Source organism: Bacteroidota bacterium (assembly GCA_018831055.1).
In the GTDB taxonomy this organism is placed as follows: domain Bacteria; phylum Bacteroidota; class Bacteroidia; order Bacteroidales; family B18-G4; genus M55B132.
In genome coordinates, this window is record JAHJRE010000204.1 from 22,443 (window position 1) to 34,856 (window position 12,414).

The 12,414-nt window shown below is 44.5% G+C and carries 11 protein-coding genes; 5 read left to right on the plus strand and 6 right to left on the minus strand.

All coding sequences use genetic code 11. The annotated features are described in order from the left end of the window. Window positions 1-91: 91 nt before the first annotated feature. The 4 genes from KKA81_13455 to KKA81_13470 form a co-directional block, all read right to left on the minus strand. Window positions 92-1,456, minus strand: coding sequence for an FAD-dependent oxidoreductase (locus KKA81_13455; GenBank protein ID MBU2651930.1), 1,365 nt, complete (start codon window positions 1,454-1,456; stop codon window positions 92-94). An 11-nt stretch (window positions 1,457-1,467) separates the two neighbouring features. Then, window positions 1,468-1,683 carry a zinc ribbon-containing protein gene (locus tag KKA81_13460; protein ID MBU2651931.1) on the minus strand — a complete coding sequence of 72 codons (216 nt, stop codon included), beginning with the start codon at window positions 1,681-1,683 and terminating at the stop codon, window positions 1,468-1,470. 64 nt (window positions 1,684-1,747) lie between these two features. Further along, the gene (locus KKA81_13465) at window positions 1,748-2,035 is read right to left on the minus strand and encodes a DUF5320 domain-containing protein (protein ID MBU2651932.1); all 288 of its coding nucleotides are present in this window, start codon (window positions 2,033-2,035) and stop codon (window positions 1,748-1,750) included. Next, window positions 2,022-2,492, minus strand: coding sequence for a DUF134 domain-containing protein (locus KKA81_13470; GenBank protein MBU2651933.1), 471 nt, complete (start codon window positions 2,490-2,492; stop codon window positions 2,022-2,024). The genes KKA81_13465 and KKA81_13470 overlap by 14 nt, the downstream gene beginning before the upstream one ends. A 143-nt stretch (window positions 2,493-2,635) precedes the next feature. Between KKA81_13470 and KKA81_13475 the strand changes: the two genes are divergently transcribed. From KKA81_13475 to kdsA, 5 genes are all read left to right on the plus strand, one after another. Next, entirely contained in the window at window positions 2,636-4,651 is a 2,016-nt protein-coding gene (locus tag KKA81_13475) for a T9SS type A sorting domain-containing protein (GenBank protein MBU2651934.1), read from the plus strand. A 9-nt stretch (window positions 4,652-4,660) separates the two neighbouring features. Next, entirely contained in the window at window positions 4,661-5,824 is a 1,164-nt protein-coding gene (locus tag KKA81_13480; GenBank protein MBU2651935.1) for an MFS transporter, read from the plus strand. 29 nt (window positions 5,825-5,853) lie between these two features. After that, on the plus strand, window positions 5,854-7,308 hold the full coding sequence (locus tag KKA81_13485) for a TonB-dependent receptor (GenBank protein MBU2651936.1): 1,455 nt from the start codon (window positions 5,854-5,856) through the stop codon (window positions 7,306-7,308). Continuing rightward, on the plus strand, window positions 7,305-8,576 hold the full coding sequence (locus tag KKA81_13490) for a replication-associated recombination protein A (GenBank protein MBU2651937.1): 1,272 nt from the start codon (window positions 7,305-7,307) through the stop codon (window positions 8,574-8,576). Before KKA81_13485 ends, KKA81_13490 begins: the two co-directional genes overlap by 4 nt. 147 nt (window positions 8,577-8,723) lie before the next feature. Then, the gene (gene kdsA, locus KKA81_13495; GenBank protein MBU2651938.1) at window positions 8,724-9,524 is read left to right on the plus strand and encodes a 3-deoxy-8-phosphooctulonate synthase; all 801 of its coding nucleotides are present in this window, start codon (window positions 8,724-8,726) and stop codon (window positions 9,522-9,524) included. Between the two features lie 31 nt (window positions 9,525-9,555). On the opposite strand, the gene KKA81_13500 is transcribed toward kdsA, so the two are convergent. Then, entirely contained in the window at window positions 9,556-10,725 is a 1,170-nt protein-coding gene (locus KKA81_13500) for a DUF4831 family protein (protein MBU2651939.1), read from the minus strand. A gap of 141 nt (window positions 10,726-10,866) precedes the next feature. Beyond that, the coding region (locus tag KKA81_13505; GenBank protein ID MBU2651940.1) for a glutamine synthetase type III at window positions 10,867-12,414 on the minus strand (1,548 nt) is incomplete at its 5' end.

Below are 12,414 nucleotides of genomic sequence, written 5' to 3' on the forward strand. Positions count from 1 at the left end.
TGTAACCTGTAACTTGCAACCTGCGGCTATTTATTGTTCGTTCGCAATAATCCAATCGTTTATTTTCACGCGTAACATTTCTTCCCGGTTATCACACCGGGACAGCGAACACGATTTTCGAGCATGCGTTTTCTGCTGCTTTTATCAACGGGTATCCTGCAGGGGATGCCGTCAGAAGCGGGTGTGTGCCGATCTGTGCCGTTAGCAGTGAATTGATGGTCATACGGTTCTCAATTATGATCCCCAGGGTATTGATAAGTTCTCCAACGGAAAGTCCACCCGACACTTCCCCACCGAGAATAACACCGGATTCCCTCGCAACTACCAGCTTAACAAATTGCTTATGGGTATCTGCAAATGCACCGGGATGCCGGTCAATACCTTCGAAAACACCGGTAACAATGTCAAATCCTTCTTTTCGTGCAATGGTTTCGGTGAGGCCGGCTACACCGAATCCTGTATTGCCCAAAGCAGTAGAGAAGATAGATATGGTACCGCTAAAGGTTTTTATTGCAGAAAGTTTAAAGAGGTTCATACCGGCGATCCTGGCTTCGGCACAGGCAGTGGAGGCCAGCATGATCGGACAGGGTTTGCGGGTAACAAAATCACGCTTTTCGGCACAATCTCCTACCGCAAAGATATCCGGATCTGAGGTACGCATGTATTCATCCACTTTAATGAAGCCCATGTCGCTAATAGGGAGACCTGCTTGTTTAGCCAGTGTGGAGTTTGGCTTATAGCCAAGTGAAAGGATTATTGCATCTGCTTCCATTTTATCGCCATTTTCAAGGACGATTCCCTCCGCCTTCGTATTTCCGTAAATCTCCTTTACAGTTAGTCCGGTAAGCACCTTAACGCCTCTATCCTTCAGGATGGCTTCTGCTTTAATGGATATATCTTCGTCGAAGGCTAGTCCAAGGACATTTGGCAGCTTTTCCACAAGAGTAACATCTTTACCAACTTTATTCAGTTCATCGGATATTTCCACCCCGATAAAGCCTGCCCCGATGGTGATGATTTTTTTGCAATCTTTTAATTTATTTTGCATTTCATCGAGATACACCTTGTTTTTAGGAACGGTAAAGACATAATCCAGGTCGGCACCCTTAAGCCATGCCGGTTGGCAAGGCAATGAGCCGGTACCGATCACCAGTTTCTCAAAACGTATCGTCTCCCCTTTCCTGAGGCTGGCAGTTTTCTTTTCCCGGTTGATCTCTGTGACTTCATCGAAAATAGTTTTGATACCCATTGCCTCAAATGATTTTTCTGCAGGCATTATATCCTTTTCAGAAGAACCGACGGTCCCAAAGATATAAGGAATACCACAGGGCACCAGGGTAGTGGGCATAAGAGTCACCACTACAAATTCCTTGTCGGGATAAACCCGTTTACCGGTAGTAGCCGCCACAAGCCCCGCGGCGCTGCTGCCTATAACCAAAACGTCTGTTTTCATCATAAAATTGAATTTTATTGATTTGTTTTTCCTGACTTTTTAGCCAGCAATTCCTCTCTGATCATGGTATGTCCGCATTTGGGGCACTTCAGGGTTGTACATTTCACTCCCTGTGTGTGGGGTACTTTTTCTCCGCATTTTGCGCAAACACAGAAACCACCGGGGCCAAAGCTCCCGCCTTTATTCCTGCCTTTTCCCCCTCCTTGTCCTAAACCTTTTCCTGGATACATGTCGTAATTTTTAATTTTTAATTCAAAATTGTTACCACAATAGTCACAATAGGGCACAATAGAGTTAAATACCTTTATCTTTATCCTTCAGCTGTTTCTCAAGTTCCGCAAGGTAATCTTTCAGCATCCTGATTTCATTTTCCAGGAAAGATTTTTCATCACCATACCAATTGGTATAGCGTCCAAAGCCGCGGCCCCTTCCAAATCCATACCCCTGAAAGCCTCTTCCTCGTCCCCATGCAAAAGGCGGGGCGGCAAAGCCCTTGTTTTCATTGTTACCGGCGCAGTATCCCCTGCGTCTTCCGGTCATTGGGCCATTCCCCGATGGTCCTGTACGGTCAAATCCCGGCATAATTACCTCCTTTTTTACGGTTTCTGAAATTGCAGCAAGCCCCGTGACCAAATCCCCCGGCAAAACTCACCAGGTTGCTGGAGTGGCATTGCGGACACTCCGTCAATTGCTTTTCCATATTTGTTTTGAACATATAACCACAATTCTGGCAACGAATGATGTTGTTCCTGAAATGCACGTTACCACCGTCGATGCTCAGTAAACGCCCGTAAATCAGGAATTCTGCTACCTTTTTACGGGCATCTTCAATCAAGCGGGTGAAAGTAGAACGGGATATTTCCATCTCATCAGCTGCCTCGGCATGAGATAAACCCATAAAATCTGCCAGCCGGAATGCCTCAAATTCATCAAGAGAAAGTTGAATTCTTTCTAAGTCAACTCCTTTGATGCCGGTTGGCTTGAACTCCGAAAAAACAGGTGGCTCATGGACAATTCTATCGCTTTTTGGTCGGGGCATATATTAGTTTTTCGCAAAAATAATGAACATATGCTCAAAATGCAAGTTTTTTTTAGTATCGTAAATCAGTTTATAAGTAAAGCGTATTTCATAATAATTAAACAGGATTTGCGTATATTACGAAACCAATCCATAACAACCTCATGAAGAAAGCAATCCTTTTAACCCCATTTATTCTGATGTTCCTGTTTGCCGCATCTCAAGTTCCGGTTGACCATAATCAGCACTTCATGGAAATCAGGAAAGCATTGCAGGTTGAAGGGAGCAGGTTGCAGGTTAAAGGGAGCGACCTGCACATTCCCAGTTCCCCAGTTCCCAGCACCCCAATTCCCAGCTCCCAGCCCCCCAGCCCCCAGCCCCCCAGTTCCCTCTCCCCTTATTTTTCCCTCCAGAAAACCCTTTTATCCATCCCGGAAGTTGCTTCACCGGGCAGAAATCGTTCCGGGGATACCTTGTACATTGGGATCACATCAGGAGAAGTATATCAAATCACCGGAACATGGTTTTTTCCCGGAACAATAGTGTTATTGAATAATGGTATATTACGGTTTCGCCATGCCGAGGCCACAATCCTGGGGAACATCATCGCTTTTGGAAGTGGTCGTATGGAAGCGGATTCTTCGGTATTGCATTTTCCCCAGGAATTCTTTTATCAGCGTTCATTGTTTTTCCTGGAAAACTCGGCTGCCACTATTTGCAACACTACCCTCGATTTTGGCGGGCTTGTGCATAATATAGCCGTTGCCCAGAGTGCTTCGATGCTGTTCGAAAACGTCACCAAACCTGATTTTTCCACGGTTGGCTTATACAAGGGAGGTGAAATTGTAATAGATGGTATTGACCTTGCCGGGGAATTCATTATGCAGGACAATGGCCGTCTTAGCATCAGTAATGCAGAAACAGTATTGGTTTGGCACCAGTTTGATGATCATGCAGAAATTGACTTTAGTTTTCCGGATGGAATGCAGGTAGGCGCCTATGTTTTTGATACACTTCAGAGCGGAGTTCAGGGAGTGGATTATCAAGTCCTGCTCAGCAACTGTGCTGATGTTATGTGGGGGCTGATGCCTTCTAAGGGATCGGATGTGACCATAAGCCAATCAGACTTGCGTACAATAGGCCTTTGGTTTGTTGATGATGACGAGAATGAGGTTTCGGGTTTTGTAAACAATTCCTTTTATCAGGATTTTACAGCACCATTATCAGACAGGAACCTGCACCTGCAGGATTGCAATGTGCAAACATGGAGTATTTATGCCTTTGACCGGGCTGTTCTGGATATCACCGGTTGTATGCTTGGCGAAGTCGGTACCATGGGTAGTTCTTCGGTAAATGGCCAGACTTTTACCGTTGATGGGACGGGTGGTTATGTGTTTGTAAGCGACACGAGCCTGTTTATTTCAGTCTTTGCACCATTTATTTCATCTCTCAGAACGAGTGGGAATGCCGTAGCGCTTTACGCATACTCCAGCCTTGTTAACGGAACCATAACCGCGCTGAATAATTCGATACTGATTCTGGTGCAATCGTCATTCCCCGGGGTACCGGAACCAAGAGACCACGCAGTGATCTGGAACACGGCCATCACCGGACCGGGCAAAGCAATTATCAATAGTACGGTTGATATTACCGGTTCTGTATGGATTGATAAAGGAATTGGTTCCCTGTTGATGGATTTCAGCCATTATGATGTGTATTACAATACCGCCACTGATACTTCCTGGAAACTTATTTCAGGTTACAACACCAATGAAATCAGGAATGGCATTTTAGCAAGCTGGAATACATCCGGAATGGAAACGGGGTCTTATCAGATAAAAACCGATCTGTTTGATGACCAGGGGTTTTATGTCAGTTGCACTGCACCTGTTGTCTTATTACCTGAATACATGGGTACCGGAGAGATCAGTGAAGATGACCTTATCCTTTTTCCCAATCCGGTAAATGACAGGCTTAGTATTCATTTCAGAAAGCCGGTTGATGATGGAGCTATGATATATATAACGGATGCCGGAGGTAAGATGGTGAAGTACGTAGGAAAATATGACAGGCAAACTACTATCATTATTGAATGTGGTGATTTATCGAAGGGCATTTATTATGTTTTGATCGATCTCGGGCATAAAAAGATAATCAGAAAGTTTATTTTTGCCGGGTAATTCCCAATCATGCCAGAACAAAACAAATTCAGAATAGGTCCTGTTATTACCATTTCAATCGGGCATTTTCTGCATGATGTTTATTCTTCGTTCCTTGCTCCTATTCTGCCTCTGCTGATTGACAAACTGGGAATGACCTATTCCATGGTTGGAGTTCTTTCAACGCTTCAGCGTATTCCATCCTTACTAAACCCATTTATTGGGGTACTTGCCGACAGGGTTGCCATGCGCTATCTGGTAATTTTAGCGCCGGCAGTAACTGCGACGGCCATGAGCCTGATCGGGGTAGCGCCATCCATTACGGTACTGGCCATCCTCCTTTTTGTGATGGGGATCAGTTCAGCGTTGTTTCACGTCCCGGCACCTGTGATGATAAGAAAAGTATCCGGCAATAAGATCGGGCGGGGCATGGGCTGGTTTATGTTCGGAGGTGAGATGGCCAGAACTGCGGGACCGGTTGTTATACTTGGAGCGGTTTCCCTTTGGGGACTGGAAGGAACATATAAACTAATACCCTTCGGGCTGGGGGCCACCCTAATCCTCTATTTTGCATTCCGGAACATACACATACGGGAAGATATGCAAAAAAGAGAAAACCACAGGGGTATATGGAATACTCTCAGGCATCACAAGAAACTATTTATTGCCATTACTGGCTTCACATTTTTCATGTCCATCATGAAATCCAGCATGGTTACTTTCCTACCTACATACCTGAATCTCAGGGGAGAATCACTATGGATGAGCGGTATTTCATTGTCGGTGCTGGAGATTGCCGGAGCAGCAGGAGCTCTTTTTGCAGGAAGGCTTTCCGACCGCATTGGACGTAGTATTTCCCTGATGATCATTGCCATCGCTACCCCGTTTTTTATGCTGTTATTTCTTTTCGCAGCTAAAGCATGGTCGTTCCTGTTATTGATTTGCATCGGCCTTACCATGTTCAGTTCCACCCCCATACTGATGGCATTGATCCAGGAACATGCCAGTGAGAGGCCTGCATTTATGAACAGTGTTTATATGACCATAAGCTTCTTCATAAGCGCATTCAATGTGATCACGATTGGCTTTATGAGCGACATCCTGGGAATGAACACAACCTTTATCTTTGCTGGATTACTGGCTTTCCTGGCCATACCCTTTACTTTCTTTATCCGTGGTCCACGAGCACGATAGTTTTGTATATTTGACATGGAAAACGGCCTATGTCAGACGAACAATTCATATTAACCACAAACCGTAAAGCTCTGCAGATTAATCTGAATCCGACTATTTTTGGCACTTTTGCCGAGATTGGCGGCGGACAGGAAGTAGCCAGGAATTTTTTCCAGGCAGGAGGAGCATCAGGAACAATAGCGAAGACCATATCGGCTTACGATAAGATCTTCAGCGATTGGATGTACAACCAGAACAAACCTGGCAGGTATGTATCCGAAGGACGGCTCCTTAAAATGCTCAACACGGAATACACGGAGTTGATAAACCTTTTGGCTGATAAAAAAGATCCGGGTACCCGTTTTTTTTCTTTTGCCAATACTGTTACAACTCTGAATTACCATAAAGACAACGAGTGTCATGGTTGGTTGGGAGTACATTTTCAGCTTAAACCGGGAACTCTCCCCAATGAAATCATACTCCACGTTAATCTTTTAGAGAGGGACACTCTCTTACAGCAACAAACCCTTGGTGTTCTTGGTGTCAACCTGCTTTGGGCCTGTTATCATAAATACGATCGCCCTAATGATTTCATACAATCCCTTCTCGATGACTTATCAACCGACAGGATTGAGGTTACTATGCTCAGGATGAAAGGTCCCGATCTGGATTATGTCGACAACCGTCTGCTCAGCGTACAGCTTGTGAAGAATGGTATGACAAGAGCAATCATGTTTGACCGTAAGGGACAGGTTCAGCAACCTACCGACATGCTGTACCACAAGAATGTGCTGGCTTTCCGTGGCAGTTTCCGCCCTATCACCTATGTGGGTTTCGACATGCTTCGCAGCAGCTACCGGATGTTTAAGCGGGATGAAGACTACGATCGTGACAATACTGTTGCCCTTTGTGAAATGACACTCAACAACCTGCTGGAAGAAGGATCACTGGATGAAAGAGATTTTCTGGCACGTGTTGACCTGCTCAATGGTATGGGGCAAAACGTTATGGTCTCTGATTTCAGGGAGTATTATAAGCTTGTCTCCTATTTCAGCCAGTTCAGGATACGGAACCTCCGTATTGTCATTGGTATGCCTACCTTTCTGAAAGTTCTGGAACAAAAATATTATATGCAGCTCAGAGGAGGTATATTTGAAGCATTCGGAAAGCTGTTTCCTGAGAACATGAAATTGTATGTGTATCCAACTATTTCCTGGGTTTCAACAGATAAAAACAACATTGGCGGCGATCTGATAACTTCACGAAATGTGCCTTTACCAGGCGGATTAGAATACCTTTACCGATATCTTATTGAAAACCGGAAGATCATTGACCTGACCGAAGTAAAGAAAGAATGGTTATTCATTAACTCTGCCTACGTACTGGAATTGATCAAAGAAGGGAAGCCGGGTTGGGAAAAGATGGTTCCGAGATATATCGAAAAGGAAATCAAATCCAGAGGATTGTTTGGTTATCGGGCAGAAAAAGAATCAGGAAAATCATGATCAGGATGGCTCCATTGGCAGAAAGGCTAAGGCCAGAGACCCTGGATGAATATCTGGGGCAGGATCATCTGGTAGGACCGGGAGCTATTCTGCGGAAATCAATTGAGGCCGGAAGCATTCCATCCATGATACTCTGGGGGCCTCCAGGAACGGGAAAAACTACGCTTGCCTACATCATCTCAAAACAATTAAATAAAGAGTTTTATACTTTGAGCGCCATTTCCTCGGGTGTGAAGGATGTCAGAGATGTTATAGGTAAGGCCAAATATTCATTTTCACAGGCCATTTTGTTCATTGATGAGATACATCGTTTCAGCAAAGCGCAGCAGGATTCCCTGTTGGGTGCTGTTGAAAAAGGGACGGTTACCCTTATCGGGGCAACTACAGAAAACCCTTCTTTTGAAGTGATCGCACCACTTTTATCCCGCTGCCAGGTATATATCCTGAAATCGTTTGGCGAGGAAGATCTGAAAAAGCTACTGGAACGAGCCGTTGCATTCCTTTCTAAAGACAGTGGCCGGAAAATCGAAATCCTGGAAAACGATGCTCTTTTCAGAGTTTCAGGCGGTGATGCACGCAAGCTGCTAAATGCCCTGGAACTGGTTGTGAATTCGGATGGACCCGGAAATGATATCAGGATCACGAATGAAAAGACATTAAAAGTAATACAGCAAAATCTTGCCCTTTACGACAAGGGTGGAGAGATGCATTACGATATTATTTCTGCATTTATTAAATCCATGCGGGGCAGTGACCCTAATGCCACTGTTTATTGGCTTGCCCGGATGATAGAAGCCGGTGAGGACCCGAAATTCATAGCTCGCAGGATGCTTATCCTGGCATCGGAAGACATCGGAAATGCCAACCCCAATGCACTCCTGCTGGCTGAAGCCTGTTTCAATGCTGTGATGCAGACAGGATACCCCGAATGCAGGATAATACTTGCACAAACAGCTATCTATCTTGCTACATCGGTAAAAAGCAACGCAAGCTATATGGCTATAGAAAAAGCACTTGCCGAAGTGCGGAGTTCGGGAGATCAGCCTGTCCCCCTGCCCATCCGGAATGCCCCTACACGGCTGATGAAAAACATAGGTTATGGAAAAGGGTATAAATATGCCCATCATTATGAAAATAATTTTACTCATTTGGATTTCCTTCCTGAAAAATTAAAAGGAATGAAATTCTATGATCCCGGAAAAAACCACAGGGAAGAAGATATCAGAGAATATTTAAGAAAGTTGTGGGGAGGGACATATGATTATTAACTAATATTTTTAAAATCAAACATTAGCTATAGTATAGTTCTTTACAAAACTTGTCTATTTAACCCAACTAATGCATAAATTGGGTTTTAGAATTACATTTAACAACCGGACAGAAAAACAAAAGATATGAACGAAATTATCACGAGCATTCCAGGGATAAAACACACGGACAGCGGGAATTTTTTTCTTATTGCCGGTCCCTGTGTTGTTGAAAGCGATGAGATCACTGTAGAGATAGCCGAGACCGTTAACCGATTATGCAATGATTACAAAATACCATATATTTTTAAGGCATCGTATAAGAAGGCAAACCGCTCCAGCCTGGAGTCCTTCACCGGCATCGGGGATGTGCTTGCATTGGAAATAATTCAACGGATAGGGAAAATATTGAATATCCCTACCCTTACCGACATTCATACGGAGCCTGAAGCGGTTGTAGCTTCAGAATATGCCGATGTTCTTCAGATTCCTGCCTTTTTATGCCGTCAGACAGATCTGCTGGTTGCTGCTGCATACACAGGAAAACACATAAACATTAAAAAGGGGCAATTTGTATCGGGAGAATCGATGAAATTCGCTATTGATAAAGTCAGAAAATCGGGTAACGACCTTGTTATGGTTACGGAAAGGGGATCCATGTTTGGATATCAGGATATGGTTGTTGATTTTCGAAATATTCCTATCATGAAAGAACTTCATGTCCCTGTAATCCTGGATGTTACTCATTCCCTTCAAAAGCCCAACCAGTCGAAAGGAGTATCCGGGGGAATGCCGGAAATGATAGAAACCATAGCCAAAGCAGGGATTGCGGCAGGCGCCGACGGAATTTTCCTGGAAACCCATCCCAATCCGACCAAAGCCTTATCCGACGGGGAAAATATGCTGAAGCTTGATAAGTTGGAGGGGTTGTTGGAAAAACTGGTGAGGTTGAGAATGGCAATAAAATAGAATGTTACAAGTATCAGGTTACAGGTTACACCTAAAACTTCACCCTTACTCTTTCCAGTCCGCCTGTTTCCGGGAAAAGGGATACATGGCGGAAAGAAGCCGGAATACTAACAATGACGCCATATTGCGGCATGAGTAATTGGGTAATATTTCGAATATCGTTTCCATATCTCAGGGAGATGTTTGCCATTTGTGGAAAACGGGTAAAGAATCCACGGCTTTCCTTCACATCAGTGGTGGCAATATCCTGCATGACAGAAGAGAGTTTGTCCGTATCTCCCGAAAGAGTGATTTTCATAAATACGGCAGGATCGCTGCCCGATTCAGGCAGCTGGAATCCTGATAACGGGGAAAAGCGGAACAAAGGGATCCAGCTATCCGCATCTTCCTGTTTGGGAATATAGGAATGTTGATAAACAAGCTCTTCCCGTATGTATTTCCCTCTGAATAAATCTAAATACTCGTTTTCCAGCTTTCTAAGCTGCCCCAGCATGAACCGAAGAGTTCCTTCACTGTACGGAACTTCCTGGTATCCAATAAGCAGATTATGCTGATTGGTGCGGAGGGTTTCTATGAACTCAGCAGCTTCGGCTGCCTTTTGCTCCGGACTCATGCTGGCCACCGAATGTTTGAAGGAAATGTCTTCAATGGTGAGCGTGTCAAGAGTAATTTTCCGGATGATGGTGTCAGTCTTTGTATATAAATTATCCCCGGCCCTCAGACGGAAGAGTCGTTCCAGGCTGTCTCTGTCGGGAAGATATTCATTCATTTGAACTCCCGCAGCGGGTTTCTTTTCTGTCGTAGAAGTTATTCCTGAAAGACAGCCATAGCGGGAAAACAGTATCTCTACTTCCTGATTGTCCTTAGCCTGTTTCTCATCGTATTCGACGAAAAATAAATGCCCCGGATCTGCAACTGTGAAAGTTGTCATTTGGATATCACCCAGGGTATAAATCACCTGGTCGGATGTGATAACGTTGTCAAGACCAAGGTATTTGCTTGCATAATCAGCATATGGACCACGCACCTTTACAGTTTTCAGAACATGGACATCAAATTGGAAGCCGGTCTGAGGCAACATATAAAAGACTCCTCTTTTATCAACCGGGTTGAAGTCAGTCCCCACTTCCCTTACCATAATCTGCGACAGCAGTGAAGAAGGAAGAAGGAGAACAATGAGATATAGGCATAAAAAACGCATGAGCATTCAACTTATGTAACGTTGTTTACAATTTACACGTTCGGAATTTTACTTTCTGAAGCAGTAAAGTTACGCATAACGGTGTGGTTTTCCAATCAATTGCTTTTACTACCAATACCGGTTCAGGGTTACGCGGGATTTTCAACGTATGAAAAGAAGTTCGCGATATTTTGGTAAGGGCCAGAATTCATCGTCGACCAAGAGCTCCAGCTTATCGGCATGATAACGGATCTCCTCAAAATACGGTGCTACCTTGCTCATATATGCATTTGCCCTATCAACCGCAGATTCGATGAGGTTTGCCTTCTTTCTCTCCTCGATCATGCTGTCTACATTATCTTTGATCTCTGAAATATGTTCACTTATTTCCTTGATCGTTTGGATCTGGTTTCTGGAGACTTTGACATAGGTTTTACTATCGAGTACCTCTTTCAGCCCCCGGGTGTTTTCAACCAGTAGGTTCTGATAGCGTATAGCAGTAGGGATGATGTGGTTCTTGGCAAGGTCGCCCATTACGCGGGCTTCGATCTGGATCTTCTTGATATAGTTTTCCAGCTTTGTTTCATAACGGGCTTCGATCTCCCTGCCGGTTAAAATCCGGAGTTCTTTAAAGATATCAATATTATTAGGATTGATCATACATGCCAAGGCCTCCGGTGTGGTTTTAAGGTTTGGCAATCCCCGGTGGGCAGCTTCTTCCTCCCATTCATGGCTATAGCTGTTGCCTTCGAAACGGATGGGCCTGGACTCTTTGATATATTCACGGATCACCTGGATGATGGCATCATTTTTCTTCATGCCTGAATTCATCCGGTCATCTACTTCCTTTTTAAATTGCACCAGTTGGTTTGCGATTATGGTATTCAGTGTCGACATTGCACTGGAACACGTGTCTGACGACCCTACAGCTCTGAATTCGAACTTATTGCCCGTAAAAGCAAAAGGAGAAGTACGGTTACGATCGGTGTTATCAAGCAGTATTTCCGGGACTTTAGGGATATTCAGATCAAACCCTTCCCTGATCTCTGCTTTGAATTTACCACCATTTGGTTGTTTTTCGATATCGTCAAGCAGTCTGGACAGGTAAGATCCGATGAAAACTGAAATAATTGCGGGTGGAGCCTCATGTGCACCCAGGCGAAGATCGTTCCCGGCCGAGGCAATGCTGGCTCTGACCAGGTCGGCATGTTTGTATACGGCCATTAATACATTTACCAGGAAAGTCAGAAATCTGAGATTTGTTGCTGCAGTCTTTCCGGGAGTTAAAAGGTTTTCTCCGGTGTTGGTAGCCAGTGACCAATTATTATGTTTACCGGAACCATTTACCTTGGCATAAGGTTTTTCATGCAAAAGCACAGTCAGGTCGTGGTGACGCGCTACCTTTTGCATCAAGTGCATAAGCAATTGATTATGATCGACGGCGAGGTTAACCTCCTCGTATACCGGGGCACATTCAAACTGATTGGGTGCCACTTCGTTATGCCTGGTCTTCAAAGGAATACCCAATCGATGAGCTTCTATCTCAAAATCTTTCATAAACTGTATCACCCTTTCGGCGATACTCCCGAAATAATGGTCAGAGAGTTGCTGATCTTTGGCCGAAGCATGTCCAAAGACCGTCCTTCCGGTAAGCACGAGGTCGGGGCGGGCAAAATACAGGGATGAATCAACCAGGAAGTATTCCTGCTC